Raw genomic sequence first — 16,882 nt, 5'->3', positions numbered from 1 at the left:
GGTGCACAATTCGCTGGCATTGCACCGGAGTTCAGAGAGGCAACACGCGCGTGGCTGTCCAAGAGATCCCCCGAAGTACCCACGGCGGCGGCTGCACCTGCGACGACTGCCCCCACGGAGCCCGCGAGGGGCACCGGCGGGCGGTGGCCGCCTTCCTGGAGAAACGCGAGGAGTTCGCCGCGGGGCAGGGCGTCCCGGCCGCCGTGGCCCACTCGCTCGGCGCCTCCCGCCAGTGGGTGTCGGACGAACTGACCCTGTCCGCCCGCACGGTCGCCGACCGGGGCCGCGAGGCCGGGCACTCCTGGCTGTACCTGCTGTCCCGGCGGGCCGTCCTCGCCCTGTGGATCGCCGCCGGGATGCTGCTGGTGGTCCAGGTCGGCACGGCGCTCGGCACCGGCTGGTCCGCCGCCCGCACCGCCGCCCTGCTGGCGGCCGTCGTACTGGCCGGGCTGCTCACCGTCGCGGCGCGGGCCCAGTCGCTGCGCGGCGGCCTGCTGGCCCCGCTGGTCGGCGAGGACAACCGGCTGTCGACCTCCAAGGCGGTCCCCGCGGCCTGGCTGGTGCTCACCGCCTTCGCCGCGCTGCTGCCCGCGCTGCGGCTGGCGGCCTCCTCGCCCGGGCCGGAGCGCGACGCCCTCTACGACGGGCTCGCGCTGGGCCGGGCGCTGCCGCTGCTGGCGGTGCTCGCGCTGACGTCCGGGGTGGCGGTGCTGGTGCGCCGGGTGGTCGCCGTACGGATCCTGGGGCAGCGGCTGCAGAAGCTCCCGGCGGACCGCCCCGCAGGGGCCGACCTGCTCACGGACGACGCGGGCCGGGGGAGTTTCACCGACTCCCAGTACGTGCTGGTCTCCACGGTGGTGCTGGCCTTCGCGGCGGTCTCGCTGGCCCGCTTCCCGGACCGGCTGCCGCGGCTGCCGTGGTCGCTGGCCCTGCTGGTGGCCCTCTCCGCGGTGGTCTACCTGGCGGCGAAGTACGCCGAGGGCAGCCGTCCGCTCGTGCTGTCGGTGGTGCGCAGACGGGAGCCCGGGGACCTGGACGCGGCCGTCCGCCCCGGGGACGACATCGAGATCCGCGGGGTGGGCTTCGTACCGCCGGGGGCGCAGACCCCGGAGATGATGGCCCGGCTGGTGGTGCGGATCGGGGCCGTGCACGTCCACGTACCGCTGGTCCCGGTACCGGGCGGTTTCACCAACCCCTCGGACGCGGTGCTGACCGTGCCGGTGCCGGCGGAGGTCGAGCCCGGCCGCACCGAGATCCAGGTGGTGACCGCCGCGGGGGTGGAATCCAACCGCTACGGCATCGACGTCGCCGAGTGAACGGGGTACACATGGGGCGTGACCCGAACTGACGTGCCTTCAGGGCTGCCGGCCCCGTCCCTCAGAGAGACGGCCGCCCGCCACGCGCTCCTGCCCCTGCGGATCTTCCTCGGCGTGACCTTCGTGTACGCGGGTCTGGACAAGCTGACCGATTCCGCGTTCCTGTCCGCCACCGGCCCCGGTTCCCTCGGCGAACTGATGCACGGGGTGCGCGACACCGCCGCCGTGCCCGCCCTGGTGGACCTGGCCCTGAAGTCGCCCGTCGGCTTCGGCATCGCCATCGCCGTCGGCGAGCTCCTCGTCGGCCTCGGCGCGCTCGCCGGGCTGCTGACCCGGATCGCGGCCACCGGCGGAGCGCTGATCTCGCTCAGCCTGTGGCTCACGGTGTCCTGGGCGGTCAGCCCGTACTACTACGGCAACGACCTGGTCTATCTGATGGCCTGGACCCCGCTGATCCTCGCCGGGGCGCCCTATCTGTCGGCGGACTCGCTCATCCGGCGGTCGGCCGATCCGGTCGCACCCGAGCGCCGGTCCCGCCGGACGGCGTAGGTCACCACCCCGACCACCGCGGCGAGCACGAGCCCGCCGGCCGCCATCGGGACCACCAGGAACCAGGGCAGGTCCGTCTCCCCGGCCGCGTCGAGCAGGTAGAGCACCCCGACCGCGGTCAGGACCAGTCCCGCCAGCAGCCGTCCCGGCTGGAACTCATGACGCCGCACGGTCCACCTCCACCTGTCCCACGCCCGCCTCCAGGCGCAGCTCGATCGTCCCGCCGGCTTCGGTGCCGGCGGTGGGGGGCAGCGTCGCCCGCCGGGTCTCCCCGCCGCTCTTCACGCGGATGTCGGGGCCGCCCTCCCCGGGGAGCTGGATGTCGCCGAGCCGGATGGAGACCTCGGCCCGCGCGGTGACCTCCCGGGGCACGATCACCTTCAGCCGGCCGGCATCGATGGACGCGCTGACGATCAGGGTGGTGCCCTTCGGCACGTCCAGCCGGCTCAGGTCCAGGGTGGCGAGCCCGGTGCCCGACCGGTACGAGGGCCGTACGTCGGCCACCGCCGCCGGGCGCCAGTCGACGTCGTGCCAGTCGGTGCCGATCTCGCGCGGCAGGGCGAGCGAACCCGCGAGCAGACCGGCGGTGATCAGGGAGAGCAGGACCGTCCCGAAGCCGGTGCGCCCCTTGAGGGAGCTGACGGCCAGGCCCAGTCCGAAGACGGCCAGCGCCGAGGCGAGCCCGACCTGGAGGGCGTGCGCGAGGGTGCTGCCGTGCCACACCGACGCCGTGCCGGCCGCTCCGGCCAGCAGGGCCAGCACGAACACCCGGCCCCCGATGCCGCCGCCGGACCGTACCGGGGCCGCTTCGTCCGGCCGCGCCGGGGCCTCGCCGGGCGGCGGCCGGTCCTCGTCGTCGGGGCCCCACAGGTAGCCCGTCGACCCGACGGGGCCGGTGGTGCCGTCCTTGACCAGCGGGTCCCGCCACCACGACGGGGTGCCGGGCACCGGCGGCGCCTGCGTCTCCGGCGGCGCGGGCCGGTGCGCCGCGGGGGCCTCCGCCTCCGCCTCGGGGGCGCGGCGGTGGCGCTGCGACCAGTACGAGGCGGCGCCGAGGGCCAGGACGACCAGGACGGAGAAGCCCCCGATCACCCCGTTGTCCGCCATCGACAGGAACAGGGCGCAGCCCACCAGGGCGCTGAAGACCGCCGCCAGGGTGGCGCCCTCCACCCGGCCGGTCAGCAGCTTCCTGCCCTCGCTGTCCTCCTCGCCGTCCTGCGGGAGCAGCAGCCAGGCGAACCCGTAGAAGATCAGACCGACGCCGCCGGTGACGGCGAGCACGCCCAGCACGATCCGGAACACCACCGGGTCCAGGCCGAAGTACCGGCCGAGGCCGCCGCACACGCCCGCGAGCACCTTGTCGTGCTTGCTGCGGCGCAGGGGCGGGCGGCCGTCCGGGGCGGGCGTCCCGGGATCGGCCGGGGGAGCGTCGTGTACTTCGGTCATGGGTCCATGGTGACGGTCCGCCCGGCCCCGCGGCACCGGTCCCGACCCTGGCGCAACCCTGATATCCCCCCGGACGAACTGGGGGGATGCCCTGATGCCGGGCCCCGCCCGGGCGTGTGACCCTTGGTGCCATGCCCGTAGCCGCCGCGTCCCGCCCACCGCACCCGCCCGAAGCCGAGGACGTCCCCCAGCGCAAGCTCTACCGCAGCGCCGACGGCCGGATGCTCGGCGGCGTCGCCCGCGGTCTGGCCGGGCACCTCGGGCTGCCGGTGATCTGGGTCCGGCTCGCCTTCCTCGGCATGTTCATGTTCGGGGACGGGCTGGGCGTGCTGCTCTACGCGGCGTTCTGGGTGTTCGTCCCGCTCGGCGTCGGCGGCAAGACCGGCCACCACTCCTTCTTCGAGACCCTGCCCGACGGCACCCGGCGGCTGCGCAAGCCCGACAAGGGGGCCGTGTCCGGACTGATCGCGCTGGCCGTCGGCGCGGGCATCTTCTTCTCGCAGCTGCGCGTCGGCGGGGAGAACGGCCGCTACATCTGGCCGACCCTGCTCGTCGGCGCCGGCGTGGTCCTGGTCTGGCGGCAGGCCGACAACGCCCGCCGCGCCCACTGGAGCGCCGCCGCCGGCCGCCACGGACGCCTCCTCCAGGCCGCCCGGGCGCTGGCCGGGGTGGTGCTCGTCGGCGTGGGCCTGACCGTCTTCATCGTCGTACGGGGCTCCGCCGCCCAGCTCGGCAACGTCCTCACCGCCACCCTCGCCGTGCTCGTCGGCATAGCCCTGCTCGCCGGACCCTGGCTGATCCGGATGACCCAGGACCTCTCCGAGGAACGCCTGATGCGCATCCGCGCCCAGGAACGCGCCGAAGTCGCCGCCCACGTCCACGACTCGGTGCTGCACACCCTCACCCTGATCCAGCGGGGCGCCGAGGACGCCGGCGAGGTCCGCCGCCTCGCCCGCGCCCAGGAACGGGAACTGCGCAACTGGCTGTACAAGCCCGAGGGCACCGGCAAGGACGAGGCCGAGGAGCCCGCCACCCTCGCGGAGGCGGTGAAGAAGACGGCCGCCGAGGTCGAGGACCACCACGGCGTCCCGATCGAGGTGGTCGTCGTCGGGGACTGCCCGCTCGACGAGAAGCTGGCGGCACAGGTCCAGGCCGCGCGCGAGGCGATGGTCAACGCCGCCAAGTACGGTGGCGAGGGGGGCCCGGTGCAGGTGTACGCGGAGGTCGAGGGCCGCACGGTCTTCGTGTCCGTACGGGACCGGGGCCCGGGCTTCGACATGGACGCGGTACCGGGCGACCGCATGGGCGTACGAGAATCGATCATCGGCCGGATGCAGCGCAACGGCGGGACCGCCCGGCTGCGGTCCGCGCCCGACGGCGGCACGGAAGTCGAGCTGGAGATGGAGAGGGCGGCATGAGCACCGAGGACAGCGCTGTGAACGAGACCGGGGGCAGGCAGGTCCGGGTGGTGCTCGTCGACGACCACCGGATGTTCCGCACCGGGGTCCAGGCCGAGATCGGGGAGACCGCCCGGACCGGGGTGGAGGTCGTCGGCGAGGCGGCCGACGTGGACCAGGCCGTCACCGTCATCACCGCCACCCGGCCCGAGGTGGTGCTCCTCGACGTGCACCTGCCCGGCGGCGGCGGCGTCGAGGTGCTGCGCCGCTGCGCCCCGCTGATGGCGGCCGCCGAGAACCCGGTGCGGTTCCTGGCCCTGTCGGTGTCGGACGCCGCCGAGGACGTCATCGGCGTCATCCGCGGCGGCGCCCGCGGCTACGTCACCAAGACCATCACCGGCGCCGACCTGGTGAACTCCGTCTTCCGTGTGCAGGACGGCGACGCGGTGTTCTCGCCCCGGCTGGCCGGCTTCGTCCTGGACGCCTTCGCCTCCACGGACGCCCCGCCGGTGGACGAGGACCTGGACCGCCTCACCCAGCGCGAGCGCGAGGTGCTGCGGCTCATCGCGCGCGGGTACGCGTACAAGGAGATCGCCAAGCAGCTGTTCATCTCGGTCAAGACGGTCGAGTCGCACGTCTCCGCGGTGCTGCGCAAGCTCCAGCTCTCCAACCGCCACGAGCTGACCCGCTGGGCCACCGCCCGCCGCCTGGTCTGACCGCCGCCCCGGGCCCCTGCGGTGTGATCCACACCGCAGGGGGCCGGCGCAACCGCGGGGCGGCGCGCCGGACTCTTGGGTGGCGTGATGAGCCTGACGGGGACCCCCTTCTTCGCGACGGCGGTCGCCCTGACCGTGACAGCCGTCGCCCTGCCGCTGGCCCTGTGGGGCAAGGTCCGCGGCCCGGCCGCGCTGCGCCTGGCCGCGCGCGGCTCCATGGTGGTCTTCGCCCAGGCCACCGCCGTGCTGCTGGTGTTCGTCGCGGTCAACCGCGACATGAACTTCTACGCGAGCTGGGGCGACCTCCTCGGCACCGGGAAGTACGTCACCGCCGCCCCCGACCTCGGCCCCGACGGGCTCGGCGGGAAGAAGGCCGAAGAGGTCAAGGCCGCGCCCAAGGTCCGCCAGGAGTTCCAGCCCGTCGAGGGCCTCGGCGGACGCGTGCGCAAGACCGAACTCGACGGGAAGATATCCGGGGTCAAGGGCGACGTCATGGTGTGGCTGCCGCCGCAGTACGACGACCCGGCCTACAAGGACCGCACGTTCCCCGTCGTCGAGCTCATCCCGGGCATCCCCGGGACCGGGAAGTCCTGGTTCCAGGGGCTGAAGGCGCACGAGGTGCTGGAACCCCTGATGAAGCAGGGCAAGGTACAGCCCTTCGTGCTCGTCTCGCCGCGCGCGATGCTGCTGGGCAACGCCGACACCGGCTGCGCCAACATCCCCGGCAAGGTCAACGCGGACAGCTGGTTCAGCGTCGACGTCCGCAAGATGGTCACCGACAACTTCCGGGTCTCCGGCGAGGCCCGCAGCTGGGGCGTGGCCGGCTACTCCGCCGGGGCGTACTGCGCCGCCAAGCTGGCGATCCTGCACCCCGACCGCTACGGCGCCGCCGTCTCCCTGTCCGGATACAACGACCCCGGCCAGGAGCCCTCGTCGCTGGTCGCGCAGGACCCGGAGCTGCGCCGCACCCACAACCTGAAGGCGGTGCTCCAGGCCGCGCCCGCGCCGCCGCCGGTGGCGCTGTGGATGTCGGGGGCGGAGCAGGACGGCTACCTGTCCGGCATGGACCTCAAGGCCCTCGCGAAGGAGCCGACCACGGTGCACGCGGAGAAGGTGACCGGCGGCCACAACCTGGAGTCGTGGTCGAAGCAGCTGCCGCAGACCTTCGACTGGCTCAGCAAGACGGTGAAGGCGCCCTAGGGCGGATCCGCCGGGCCCCGGCCGGCCGGACCGGCCCTACGCGGGGCGGGCGGCGCCCGCCCAGGGCATCGAGTCCACCGGCGCCAGGCGGACCGTCGAGCCGGGGCGCGGGGCGTGGATCATCTGGCCGTTGCCGACGTACATGCCGACGTGCGTGACCCCCGAGTAGAAGAAGACCAGGTCCCCGGGGGCGAGCTGGTCCCGGGAGACCCGCCGGCCGGTGTTGATCTGGGTGTAGGTGGTGCGGGGCAGGGACACCCCGGCCGCCCGCCAGGCCGCCTGGGTCAGGCCCGAGCAGTCGTACGAGCCCGGGCCCGTCGCGCCCCAGACGTACGGCTTGCCGATCGCCGCGTACGCGAACGCCACCGCGCGGGCGGCCCGCGAGCCGTCGGCGGGGGGCGCCGGGGCGGGGGTGCGGCCGCCGAGGGGGACGGCGGCCGCCGGGGCGGCGCCGCCCGGCCCGGCCTCGTACGCCGCCCGCTCCTCGGCGGTGAGGCGGGCCAGCAGCCGGCGGGCGGCGTCGATCTTGCCGTCGATGACGGCCTTCTGCCGGTCCAGCTCGCCCTGCCGGGCCCGCAGGTCCGCGAGCCGCCCGGCGGCCTTGTCGCGCAGCTGCCCGACCTCGTCGAGGCCGCGCCGTACGGAGGCCACCTCGGCGGCGGTGCGGTCGCCGGCCCGGGTCAGCAGGGAGGCGCGCTCCAGGTAGTCCTGCGGGTCGGTGGACATCGCCAGCTGGAGGGCCGGGCCCAGGCCGCCGCTGCGGTACTGGGTGGCGGCCAGCGATCCGAGCGAGCGCCGGGCGGTGTTCAGCCGGTCCGCCTTGCGGGCGGACTCCTCGCGCAGGGCGGACAGCTCCCGCTCGGCCTCGTCGGCCTTCACCTTCGCCCCGTTGTACTGCTCCGTCGCCTCCTCGGCCTCCCCGTACAGCCGGTCGACCTCCGCCTTGACCTGGGCGGGGGTGGGCTGGGGGTCGGCCAGCGAGGTGCCTTCGAAGGCGGTGGCGGTGGCAGCGCCCGCGAGGACGAGGGTGGCGGCGGTCCGTACGGTGCCGCCGGAGAGCGGGCGCTGCCTGGGCTTTCGATGACTGGCCACGCGGGCCTCACGTCCTTCCGTCGGTCTTGGGGGAGGACGCTAGACCGCGAGGTAACGGGACGATGACGAGATGCCCGGAACTGGCCGTCCGTGACCGCGGATGACGGGGAAGGACCGGAAGGGGGTCGTCCGGTGGCGGTCAGTGCCAGAGGACGGCGATGAAGATGTTGGCGACGGTCAGTCCGCCGACCGCCGCGAAGAGGCCCTTCTCCACGTGCTCCTCGTCGCGCTTGACGTAGACGATCGCCAGGATCACGAAGAGGACCGCGAGCTTCACGCCGATCTTGATGTTGTTCAGGGGCGCGCCGTCGCCCATCTCGTGGAAGCCGACCAGCAGGACGCCGGTGACCAGCATGGTCAGCGCGCCGTGCAGCATCGCGGGCACGAAGCGGGCCGTGCCCGCCCCCATGGCCTTCATCTGGGTCAGGAACCCGCCGAGGAGGGCGGCGATGCCGATGATGTGCAGGCCGACGAACACGTGGGTGAGGACAGTCATGCCGCCGAGCGTACGGGGCGGCTCCCGGCGCCCCGACGGCGGTGCTCGCCCCGCCCGCACCGGCCCCCGCCGGGCTCCCGCGGACCGGGGCCGGAGCGTACGGGACCTGCGTAGGGTGAACCCATGCCGCCCGCCCCCGCCGCCGAGCCGACCCACCCCGCAGCCGACCGGATCGAGCTGGCCGCCGTCCTCGCGGCGCTGGGGCACCCCGCCCGGCTGGAGATCGTCCGCAGGCTGGCCGCCGCCGAGGAGTCCTGCTGCGGGGACGTGGTGCCCGACCTGCCCCGCTCCAGCGTCACCCACCACATCAGGACCCTGCGCGAGAGCGGTGTGATCCTCCAGCACCCGCGGGGCCGCAAGCACCTGCTCGCCCTGCGCCGGGCGGACCTCGACCGCCGCTTCCCGGGCCTGCTGGACCTCGTACTGGCCTGCCGCTAGGCGTCCGCCCGTACGGATCCCGGACGATTTTCCGGGGGCGGGACCGGCTGTCGGTCGCGCCCCCTAAACTCGGAAGGCGATGAGCAGCCTCTTTGACGACAGCTTCCTGGCGGACCTCGGCCCCACCGACGACGTCCCGCCGCCGCCCGAGGACCACCCCGCCCCGGAGCCGGGCGCGGACGACCTCTTCGGGGGCCGGTTCGACGTACCCATGAGCGGGGACGCGTACTACCGCGACGGTGCCCCCAAGCCGGTCATCGACCCGGCGGCGCTCCTGGACGGGCTCAACGAGGAGCAGGCCGCGGCCGTGGTGCACGCGGGCACGCCGCTGCTCATCGTCGCCGGCGCCGGCTCCGGCAAGACCCGGGTCCTGACCCACCGCATCGGCCACCTGCTGTCCGCGCGGCAGGTCCACCCCGGCCAGATCCTGGCGATCACCTTCACCAACAAGGCCGCCGGTGAGATGAAGGAGCGCGTCGAGAGCCTGGTCGGCCCGCGCGCGAACGCCATGTGGGTCTCCACCTTCCACAGCGCCTGCGTACGGATCCTGCGCCGCGAGTCGAAGCGGCTCGGCTTCACCTCCTCCTTCTCGATCTACGACGCGGCCGACTCGAAGCGCCTGATGGCGCTCGTCTGCCGCGACCTGGACCTGGACCCGAAGAAGTTCCCGCCGAAGGCCTTCAACGCCAAGATCTCGAACCTGAAGAACGAGCTCATCGACGAGGACGCCTTCGCCGGCCAGGCGGTGGACGGCTTCGAGAAGACCCTCGCCCAGGCATACGCGATGTACCAGGGGCGGCTGCGCGAGGCCAACGCGCTCGACTTCGACGACATCATCATGACCACCGTCCACCTGCTCCAGGCCTTCCCCGAGGTCGCCGAGCACTACCGGCGGCGCTTCCGCCACGTGCTGGTCGACGAGTACCAGGACACCAACCACGCCCAGTACACCCTCGTGCGCGAGCTCGTCGGCCCCGGCTACCCGGACCTGCCGCCCGCCGAGCTCTGCGTGGTGGGTGACGCCGACCAGTCGATCTACGCCTTCCGCGGCGCGACCATCCGCAACATCCTCCAGTTCGAGGAGGACTACAAGGACGCGACGACGATCCTGCTGGAGCAGAACTACCGCTCCACGCAGACGATCCTGTCGGCGGCCAACGCGGTCATCGAGCGCAACGAGAACCGCCGCGCGAAGAACCTGTGGACCCAGGCCGGCTCGGGCTCGGTGATCACCGGCTACGTCGCGGACACCGAGCACGACGAGGCCCAGTTCGTCGCCGACGAGATCGACCGGCTCACCGACGCGGGCGACGCCAAGGCCGGCGATGTCGCGATCTTCTACCGGACCAACGCCCAGTCCCGTGTGTTCGAGGAGATCTTCATCCGCGTCGGACTGCCCTACAAGGTCGTCGGCGGCGTCCGCTTCTACGAGCGCAAGGAGGTCCGCGACGTCCTCGCGTACCTGCGCGTGCTGGCCAACCCCGAGGACAACGTCCCGCTGCGCCGCATCCTCAACGTGCCCAAGCGCGGCATCGGCGACCGCGCCGAAGCGATGATCGACGCGCTCGCACTGCGCGAGAAGATCACCTTCCCGCAGGCCCTGCGCCGCGTGGACGAGGCCTTCGGCATGGCCGCCCGCTCCACCAACGCCGTCAAGCGGTTCAACGTGCTGATGGAGGAGCTGCGCACCATCGTCGACTCCGGCGCGGGCCCGGCCGTCGTGCTGGAGGCGGTGCTGGAGCGCACGGGGTACCTCGCCGAACTCCAGGCCTCCACCGACCCGCAGGACGAGACGCGCATCGAGAACCTCCAGGAACTCGCCGCCGTGGCCCTGGAGTTCGAGCAGGCCCGGGACGAGTCCAACCCGGGCACCCTGGCCGAGTTCCTGGAACAGGTCGCGCTCGTCGCCGACTCCGACCAGATCCCCGACGAGGACGAGGACGGCAGCGGAGTCATCACCCTGATGACCCTGCACACCGCCAAGGGCCTCGAATTCCCGGTGGTCTTCCTGACCGGCATGGAGGACGGGGTCTTCCCGCACATGCGCGCGCTGGGCCAGACCAAGGAGCTGGAGGAGGAGCGCCGCCTCGCCTACGTCGGCATCACGCGCGCCCGCGAGCGGCTGTACCTGACCCGGTCCGGCATGCGCAGCGCATGGGGCACCCCCTCGTACAACCCGCCCTCGCGGTTCCTGGAGGAGATCCCGGCCGAGTACCTCCAGTGGAAGCGGACCGGCGCCTCGCAGAAGCCCGCCGGGCCGATGCGGAGCTCCGGCTACGGATCGGGTCCGGGCGGCGGCAAGGCCTCGTTCGGGCAGTCGCCCGAGGCGTTCCTGTCCTCGTCGCGCACGAAGTCCGGCCCGTCCGGGTTCGCCACGCGCCGGGCCACCGACAAGCCGGTCATCGCGCTCGTCGTCGGGGACCGGGTGACGCACGACCAGTTCGGGCTCGGCACCGTCATGGAGGTCCGGGGGGCCGGGGCGGACGCGCAGGCCACCATCGACTTCGGGGACGACAAGCCGAAGCGGCTGCTGCTGCGCTACGCGCCGGTGCAGAAGCTCTAGCGGGGCCTGGCGGGGCCTACGTCGGGTCCAGGTCGTGGCTGCGCAGCCACGACAGGGGGTCGATCGCGGCGCCCGCGCCGGGCCGCACCTCGAAGTGCAGGTGCGGGCCGGTGGAGTTGCCGGAGTTGCCCGAGTAGGCGATGACGTCGCCGGCCTTGACCTTGCCGGACCGGATCTTGGTGCTGCTGAGGTGGCAGTACCAGGTCTCGGTGCCGTCGGGCGAGGTCACTATGGCCATGTTGCCGTAGGCGCTGTTCCACTGGGTGCGGACGGTGCCGTCGGTGGCGGCCATGACCGGGGTCCCGTAGGACACCGGGAAGTCGATGCCGGTGTGCACCGACATCCACATGCCGCCGGCCTGGCCGAAGCCGGCGCTCAGGCCGTGCTGGGTGACCGGGATCGCGAACTTGGGGCGGGCGGCCTCCTTGGCCGCCGCCTCCTCGGCCCGCTTCTTCTTCTCTTCGTCCTGGCGCTGCTTGAGGTCGATGCGCTCCTGCGTGCGGCTCGCCCGGTCGGCGAAATCGCCCGCGTCGGCGCTGAGCGCGGCCAGCTGGGTGTCGAGCTTGTTGTTCGCCGCGACCGGCTTCACCGAGGCCGGGTCGGCGGCGGCCATGGTGGTCGGCTGCTCGGCCGGCTTGTCGGTGCCGGTGAGCCCGCCGACGGAGGCGGCGGCGACTCCCGCGACGCCCATCACACAGGCGGAGGGGACGGCCACGGTCAGCAGGGCGGACCGCTTGGCGGGGGTGCGGCGGCGGCTGTTGCCGGCCGCGCCGCCCTTGGCGGTGTTCTTGACGTCCTTGCCCCTGACGTCCTTCTTGGCGTCCTTCTTGCCGGCGGCGCGGCGCGCGGAGCGCGGCTCGGCGGGGGTGACGGGCATGGTCTGCGTGGGCAGGTCGTGCACGGCGTCGGTGAAGACCGGCTCACGCTCGGACCCGGCCTCGAACCCGGCCTCGAATCCGCCCTCGGCCGGGAGGGAGAGGGGCTCGAAGACGGAGGTCTCCTCGGCGGCGAACGCGTACGGATCGACGCCCGGGCCGGCCTCGGTGACGGCCGGGACGACCGTCGTGGCCTCGTAGCCGGCGTAGGGGCCGGCGGCGCACTGCGCGGCGCCGCCGCCGTTCCAGGCGGTGGCGTCGTAGCTGCCGGTGTCCTGCCCGTAGCCGGGAAGGGTCCACTGCCCGGTCTGCTCCGCGCCGTTGGGGTCGTAACCGAAGGCGGGGGCCTGGTAGGCGGACTGCGGCTGGGACCAGGCGCCGGTGTCCCACGACCCGGTGGCGTCCTCGGGGACGGTCTGGGCCGGGACGCTGGAGAGGTAGGTCTCCTGCGAGGTCCACGCGGTGGTGTCGTACGAACCGGTCGCGGTGGACGGGTCGTAACCGCCGCCGGTGGCGTAGTCCGTGACGTACTGGTAGCCCTGACCCTGTGTTTCATAGGAAACATATGGCTGGTCACCAGCGAAAGTGGTGGTGGAAAGGCCGTCGTATCCCATTTCGGGGTACTGGCCCGACGTCGGGCGGTCGTTCACCAACTTCTCTTTCGCCTCGGCAGTGGGGGCCTGGGTGGCCGGGGAACTCAAGGTTCCACGGAGGAGAGCAGTGGCGTGACTGTACCCGCCGGTTACTCGCCACGACAATCTTCGGCGGGGTCCCGTCGGGCGGGAACCGGGCATTCGGCGGCCTTTCGGTCGCCGGAACACTCAGCCTTGGCCTGGAGTTCGAAATATGTTCGAGTTCGGGAGTCGGCCGGCGCCGAAATCAGTCGGTGGTGAAGGTGGCCAGCGCCAGCAGCAGGGCGAAGGGCACCGGTATGAGCGCCGCGGAGCGCAGCCACAGGTGGCGCCGCTCCTTCGGCGGCAGGACCGCGTCGACGACGAGGACCGCACCGAGCATCAGCACGCCCGTCACCACCAGCAGGAACAGGACGCCCGTGGAGTGGTCGAGGGTGTGGAAGTCGCAGTTGCGCAGGCCCGGGTCGGCGAGGTCGGCCGTGCTGTGGCAGTCCATAAGCAGGTACTCCGTCGCCACCCACCACAGGCAGTAGAGCGGGATGACGGCGGGCACGCCGAGGGCCAGGTTCGCCAGTGCGGCCGACCGGCCGCCGCGGCGCGGCGCGGCGTCGCTCCCCATGTGCCCTCCCGCCATCTGCCCTCTCCGGGGTGCCCTCCCCGGTGTGCCCGCCCCGGCGCGTCCCCGGGGCGTGCACCCTTCGCAGGCTCAGATGACCGGGCCCTGGCCTTCGGTTCCCGTGGGGCGGAGGTTTCCCGTGGGGCGGGCCGTGGCGTCCCCCGCCGGGTCCGGGGATTCCGCGGTGTCCGCGGCGCGGACCGGCCCGTCGAGGGCGCGCCGGACGGCGGTGATGACGGTGGGGTGGACGGGCAGGGCGAGGTGGCCGATGCCCATGACCTGGATGTTCGTCGCGTCCAGGTCCGGATGGTCCAGGCGGGCGGTGCCGGCGGGCGCCATCAGTGCGTCGAACTCGCTCCAGAACGCGACGCAGCGGGTCCGGCAGCCCGGTACCGGTGCCCGCAGCTCGGCCATCACGGCCGACTCCGGGCGCATCTGGCGGACCAGCGGGTGCGCGTCCATGAACGGGGCCACGCGGGTGCCGTCGTGCGGGGTGCCCAGGGTGACCAGCGTCCGCACGCGCGCGTCCCCGCCCAGGCGCTGGACGTAGTACCGCGCGACCAGCCCGCCCAGGCTGTGGCCGACGAGGTCCACCCGGTCCTGCCCGGACCGCTCGCACAGCTCCTCGACGCGCCGGCCGAGGTGCCGGGCGGTGACGCGCAGGTCCCGCGTGAAGGGGGAGTAGTTGTACGTCTCCACGCGGCGCAGGCCGCCCGCGCCGAGGGCACGGCGCAGCAGGACGAAGACCGAACGGTTGTCGGTGAAGCCGTGCAGGAGCAGCACGGGCGGCAGCTGGACGCCGGCGGCCGGGGCGGGCCCGGGGGTCTCGGCGCGGACGCCGGTGGGGTAGAGGAGCAGGTGCCCGGCGAGCACCAGTGCCTCCAGCACGGCGGCCCGGACGGCGGCCCCCGTGCGCGATACGGGCAGCGGCGCGAGCGTCAGCCCCATGACGGCCTCCCCTGGACCTTTCGGGCTCCGGCCTCATGGGCGCGGGCCTCTCGGGTGCGGGGCCGTGGTGCCGACGAGGCCCCGTCACCGTGCCGTGCGGCTGTCGGCGCGGTGACGGGGCGACCTGGCGGTGGTGAATCAGCGGGCTCCCCCGTGTGATTTCCCCCTCGTGGTTGACCGTGAAACGGTGCCGTGCGCAATGCTGTACTTAACGTTCGTTCACTCGGGAGGCAGTGCGATGGGTGTGACCGGTCCGATCCGTGTGGTGGTGGCCAAGCCGGGTCTCGACGGCCACGACCGCGGGGCCAAGGTGATCGCGCGGGCGCTGCGGGACGCGGGCATGGAGGTCATCTACACCGGCCTCCACCAGACCCCCGAGCAGATCGTCGACACCGCCATCCAGGAGGACGCGGACGCCATCGGCCTCTCGATCCTCTCCGGCGCGCACAACACGCTGTTCGCGCGCGTCATCGAACTCCTCAGGGAGCGCGACGCCGAGGACATCAAGGTCTTCGGCGGCGGCATCATCCCCGAGGACGACATCGCCCCCCTCAAGGCCAAGGGCGTCGCCGAGATCTTCACCCCCGGCGCCACCACCACCGCGATCGTCGACTGGGTCAACGCCAACGTCCGTCAGGCGTAGGCCCCTTCGGGCCCGTAGGCCCTGTCGGCCCCGTCGGCCCCGTCGGGCACGGGCGGCCGGCGCGCGGCCGTGCCCGACGGGGCTCAGACGGGCGGGGTGAGTTCGGCGAGCATCGTGGCGCGCAGACGGAGGGTGGAGACCAGGCGCTGGAAGGCCTCCGCCCAGTACGCGTCAGCCCCCGGCGCGGCGTCGCAGGGCGGTTCGGCGATGGCGGTCAGGGTGGCCAGGCGGGCGGCCTCCGCCGGGTCGAGGCAGCGTTCCGCCAGGCCCATCACCCCGCTGAAGCTCCACGGGTAACTGCCCGCCTCGCGGGCCGCGTCGAGGGCGTCGACCACGGCCCGGCCCAGCGGCCCCGCCCAGGGCACCCGGCACACGCCGAGCAGCTGGAAGGCCTCCGAGAGGCCGTGGCAGCGTATGAACTCCGCCACCCAGGACGCGCGTTCGTCCTGCGGCAGCGTCTCCAGCAGCCTCGCCCGCTCCGCCAGCGAGGCCGTCCCCGGACCGGCGGCGGGCGGGGCGGACGCCGGGCCCAGGAGAGCCTTGGACCACAGCGCGTCACGCTGGCGCACCGCCGCCCGGCACCAGGCCGCGTGCAGTTCCTCCGCCCAGCCCCCGGGCACCGGGAACGCCACGATCCGCGCCGGGGCCAGGCCGCCGAACCGCTCCCGCCAGCACTCCAGCGGGGCGGCCTCCACCAGCTGGCCCAGCCACCAGGCCCGTTCCCCGCGCCCCGCGGGCGGGCGTTCGACCACCCCGTCGCGCAGCATCCCCGCATCGCACTCCGCGGGCGGATCGACCGTACCCGGACCCACGCAGGCCAGCGCCCGCTCCGCCATCCGTGCGGCCAGTGCCGAACCCGGCAGCGCCGACAGGAGTTCGGCGGCCGTCGCGCGGACGTTGCGGCTGCGGTCGTCCAGGGCCGCCTCCAGGAAGGGCTCGTCCGCCGCCGAGAGGCCCGCCCGCAGCGAATCGAGGAACATCAGCCGGTCCTCGGCCCGTTCGGTGGCCCAGGTGGTGGCCAGCAGCCGGGTCGCCTCCGCCGGCGCGTGCGCCCGTACGGAGCCCAGCAGGGCGACCCGCTCCGCGAACAGCCCCTCCGCCCAGAGGCGTGCCACCCCCTCGCGGTCGGCGGGGTCCGGCAGTTCCCCGGCGCCGCCCGCCGCCCCGCGCAGGGCGAAGCGCCAGTCCGGATTGAGCCGGGCCAGCCAGACCCCGCGGGCCCCGGCCAGGGCCAGGGCCCGCGGGCGCAGGTCGGTACGGGCCCGGGCCGCGTCCAGCAGGGCCGGGACCAGCTCCTCCGGTGCGCGGTAGCCGTGCCGGCCGGCCGTCGCCAGCCACTGCGGGAGCAACTCCGTCAGATCCGGGGCGCTCCCCCTGCGCCCGCCCCCGGACGCCGCGCCGGTGCGGCCGGCCAGCAGCTGTGCGAGCCGCTGCCGGGCGGCCTCCGGCGGCGCCGGCCGGGGGTCGGGCGGTGCGGGCTGCGGCCGGGCGGCGGCCTCGGCGGGCCGCAGCCCGGCGCGGCGCCGCAGCGTCGCCTCGGCCGCGGCGCCGAGCAGCGCCTCCGGTGCGCCGCCGCGCCGTTCGGTGCCCAGCAGCGCGGTCGCGACCAGCTCCTCCCAGCCCCCGGCCCCGTCGCCCACCGGTTCCGCCGTGCCGTCCGCCCGGCGCGTGCCGTTCATCGGATTCCCCTCCCTCGTCGTCCCGTGTGTCGGTGCGTCTGCGTCTGCGTCTGCGTGTGCGTGCGTGTCTGCGTGCGTGTGTGCGTGTGTGTGCGTGTGTGAAGCGCCCCGGTCCCGCCCCCTCCGCGGGACCGGGGCATGCCTCAGCTGGCGTGGTTGTCGTCCATCACAAAGCCCCCCGGCTTTCTCATCCCGTACGGCGGCGCCCCCCGCGCCCCGTTCCGGGGTACTCGTCGTGCACGGCGGATCCCGGTCGTTCCGGTCCCTCGTGGTCCC

Annotated in this window: 16 protein-coding genes; 8 read left to right on the top strand and 8 right to left on the bottom strand. The window is 73.8% G+C overall.

Going from position 1 to position 16,882, the window contains the following annotated elements; genetic code table 11:
* Nucleotides 1-50: 50 nt before the first annotated feature.
* Nucleotides 51-1,316, top strand: a complete 1,266-nt coding sequence (locus ACFYYT_RS10915; protein WP_351826794.1) for a hypothetical protein — start codon at nucleotides 51-53, stop codon at nucleotides 1,314-1,316.
* Between the two features lie 18 nt (nucleotides 1,317-1,334).
* A complete protein-coding gene (locus tag ACFYYT_RS10910; protein WP_351826795.1) occupies nucleotides 1,335-1,865 on the top strand; it encodes a DoxX family protein in 531 nt (176 codons plus the stop codon).
* On the opposite strand, the gene ACFYYT_RS10905 is transcribed toward ACFYYT_RS10910, so the two are convergent.
* Complete coding sequence (locus ACFYYT_RS10905; protein ID WP_351826796.1) at nucleotides 1,787-2,035, bottom strand: hypothetical protein; 249 nt, start codon at nucleotides 2,033-2,035, stop codon at nucleotides 1,787-1,789. The genes ACFYYT_RS10910 and ACFYYT_RS10905 overlap by 79 nt on opposite strands.
* Nucleotides 2,022-3,311, bottom strand: coding sequence for a PspC domain-containing protein (locus tag ACFYYT_RS10900; protein ID WP_351826797.1), 1,290 nt, complete (start codon nucleotides 3,309-3,311; stop codon nucleotides 2,022-2,024). Before ACFYYT_RS10900 ends, ACFYYT_RS10905 begins: the two co-directional genes overlap by 14 nt.
* Before the next feature lie 131 nt (nucleotides 3,312-3,442).
* Here ACFYYT_RS10900 and ACFYYT_RS10895 point away from each other — a divergent pair, with 131 nt between their 5' ends.
* The 3 genes from ACFYYT_RS10895 (at nucleotide 3,443) to ACFYYT_RS10885 (ending at nucleotide 6,624) form a co-directional block, all read left to right on the top strand.
* Nucleotides 3,443-4,729, top strand: coding sequence for a PspC domain-containing protein (locus ACFYYT_RS10895; protein WP_351826798.1), 1,287 nt, complete (start codon nucleotides 3,443-3,445; stop codon nucleotides 4,727-4,729).
* Nucleotides 4,726-5,424, top strand: a complete 699-nt coding sequence (locus ACFYYT_RS10890; RefSeq protein ID WP_351826799.1) for a response regulator transcription factor — start codon at nucleotides 4,726-4,728, stop codon at nucleotides 5,422-5,424. Before ACFYYT_RS10895 ends, ACFYYT_RS10890 begins: the two co-directional genes overlap by 4 nt.
* An 87-nt stretch (nucleotides 5,425-5,511) precedes the next feature.
* Nucleotides 5,512-6,624, top strand: a complete 1,113-nt coding sequence (locus ACFYYT_RS10885) for an alpha/beta hydrolase-fold protein (RefSeq protein WP_351826800.1) — start codon at nucleotides 5,512-5,514, stop codon at nucleotides 6,622-6,624.
* Nucleotides 6,625-6,660: 36 nt separating this feature from the next.
* On the opposite strand, the gene ACFYYT_RS10880 is transcribed toward ACFYYT_RS10885, so the two are convergent.
* On the bottom strand, nucleotides 6,661-7,716 hold the full coding sequence (locus ACFYYT_RS10880; RefSeq protein ID WP_351826801.1) for an NlpC/P60 family protein: 1,056 nt from the start codon (nucleotides 7,714-7,716) through the stop codon (nucleotides 6,661-6,663).
* 139 nt (nucleotides 7,717-7,855) lie between these two features.
* Nucleotides 7,856-8,212: a hypothetical protein gene (locus tag ACFYYT_RS10875; RefSeq protein WP_351826802.1), complete on the bottom strand. Its 357-nt coding sequence runs from the start codon at nucleotides 8,210-8,212 to the stop codon at nucleotides 7,856-7,858.
* Between the two features lie 123 nt (nucleotides 8,213-8,335).
* Here ACFYYT_RS10875 and ACFYYT_RS10870 point away from each other — a divergent pair, with 123 nt between their 5' ends.
* The gene (locus tag ACFYYT_RS10870) at nucleotides 8,336-8,650 is read left to right on the top strand and encodes a helix-turn-helix domain-containing protein (RefSeq protein ID WP_351826803.1); all 315 of its coding nucleotides are present in this window, start codon (nucleotides 8,336-8,338) and stop codon (nucleotides 8,648-8,650) included.
* A 79-nt stretch (nucleotides 8,651-8,729) separates the two neighbouring features.
* Nucleotides 8,730-11,213 carry a DNA helicase PcrA gene (gene pcrA, locus ACFYYT_RS10865; RefSeq protein ID WP_351826804.1) on the top strand — a complete coding sequence of 828 codons (2,484 nt, stop codon included), beginning with the start codon at nucleotides 8,730-8,732 and terminating at the stop codon, nucleotides 11,211-11,213.
* A gap of 16 nt (nucleotides 11,214-11,229) precedes the next feature.
* Here pcrA and ACFYYT_RS10860 read toward each other — a convergent pair whose 3' ends face one another.
* The 3 genes from ACFYYT_RS10860 to ACFYYT_RS10850 all read right to left on the bottom strand — a co-directional run bounded on the left by ACFYYT_RS10860 (nucleotide 11,230) and on the right by ACFYYT_RS10850 (nucleotide 14,284).
* A complete protein-coding gene (locus ACFYYT_RS10860; RefSeq protein WP_388607480.1) occupies nucleotides 11,230-12,882 on the bottom strand; it encodes a M23 family metallopeptidase in 1,653 nt (550 codons plus the stop codon).
* An 85-nt stretch (nucleotides 12,883-12,967) separates the two neighbouring features.
* Nucleotides 12,968-13,339, bottom strand: coding sequence for a hypothetical protein (locus ACFYYT_RS10855; RefSeq protein ID WP_351826805.1), 372 nt, complete (start codon nucleotides 13,337-13,339; stop codon nucleotides 12,968-12,970).
* A gap of 87 nt (nucleotides 13,340-13,426) precedes the next feature.
* Nucleotides 13,427-14,284 carry an alpha/beta fold hydrolase gene (locus tag ACFYYT_RS10850; RefSeq protein ID WP_351826806.1) on the bottom strand — a complete coding sequence of 286 codons (858 nt, stop codon included), beginning with the start codon at nucleotides 14,282-14,284 and terminating at the stop codon, nucleotides 13,427-13,429.
* A gap of 238 nt (nucleotides 14,285-14,522) precedes the next feature.
* Between ACFYYT_RS10850 and ACFYYT_RS10845 the strand changes: the two genes are divergently transcribed.
* On the top strand, nucleotides 14,523-14,927 hold the full coding sequence (locus ACFYYT_RS10845; RefSeq protein ID WP_351826807.1) for a cobalamin B12-binding domain-containing protein: 405 nt from the start codon (nucleotides 14,523-14,525) through the stop codon (nucleotides 14,925-14,927).
* Between the two features lie 83 nt (nucleotides 14,928-15,010).
* On the opposite strand, the gene ACFYYT_RS10840 is transcribed toward ACFYYT_RS10845, so the two are convergent.
* Nucleotides 15,011-16,606: a DUF5691 domain-containing protein gene (locus ACFYYT_RS10840; RefSeq protein WP_388607476.1), complete on the bottom strand. Its 1,596-nt coding sequence runs from the start codon at nucleotides 16,604-16,606 to the stop codon at nucleotides 15,011-15,013.
* Between the last annotated feature and the right edge of the window lie 276 nt (nucleotides 16,607-16,882).

This window comes from Streptomyces sp. NPDC002032 (assembly GCF_042890765.1).
Taxonomy (GTDB): Bacteria; Actinomycetota; Actinomycetes; order Streptomycetales; family Streptomycetaceae; genus Streptomyces.
This window is presented reverse-complemented; position numbering and strand designations above follow the sequence as displayed.

Bases quoted from the DNA above. Each gene is read 5' to 3' on its own strand.
- ACFYYT_RS10890 (WP_351826799.1), top strand. From the start codon at position 4,726: ATGAGCACCGAGGACAGCGCTGTGAACGAGACCGGGGGCAGGCAGGTC.
- ACFYYT_RS10850 (WP_351826806.1), bottom strand. From the start codon at position 14,284: ATGGGGCTGACGCTCGCGCCGCTGCCCGTATCGCGCACGGGGGCCGCC.
- ACFYYT_RS10885 (WP_351826800.1), top strand. From the start codon at position 5,512: ATGAGCCTGACGGGGACCCCCTTCTTCGCGACGGCGGTCGCCCTGACC.
- ACFYYT_RS10855 (WP_351826805.1), bottom strand. From the start codon at position 13,339: ATGGGGAGCGACGCCGCGCCGCGCCGCGGCGGCCGGTCGGCCGCACTG.
- ACFYYT_RS10870 (WP_351826803.1), top strand. From the start codon at position 8,336: ATGCCGCCCGCCCCCGCCGCCGAGCCGACCCACCCCGCAGCCGACCGG.
- ACFYYT_RS10840 (WP_388607476.1), bottom strand. From the start codon at position 16,606: ATGAACGGCACGCGCCGGGCGGACGGCACGGCGGAACCGGTGGGCGAC.
- pcrA (WP_351826804.1), top strand. From the start codon at position 8,730: ATGAGCAGCCTCTTTGACGACAGCTTCCTGGCGGACCTCGGCCCCACC.
- ACFYYT_RS10860 (WP_388607480.1), bottom strand. From the start codon at position 12,882: ATGCCCGGTTCCCGCCCGACGGGACCCCGCCGAAGATTGTCGTGGCGA.
- ACFYYT_RS10900 (WP_351826797.1), bottom strand. From the start codon at position 3,311: ATGACCGAAGTACACGACGCTCCCCCGGCCGATCCCGGGACGCCCGCC.
- ACFYYT_RS10875 (WP_351826802.1), bottom strand. From the start codon at position 8,212: ATGACTGTCCTCACCCACGTGTTCGTCGGCCTGCACATCATCGGCATC.
- ACFYYT_RS10895 (WP_351826798.1), top strand. From the start codon at position 3,443: ATGCCCGTAGCCGCCGCGTCCCGCCCACCGCACCCGCCCGAAGCCGAG.
- ACFYYT_RS10845 (WP_351826807.1), top strand. From the start codon at position 14,523: ATGGGTGTGACCGGTCCGATCCGTGTGGTGGTGGCCAAGCCGGGTCTC.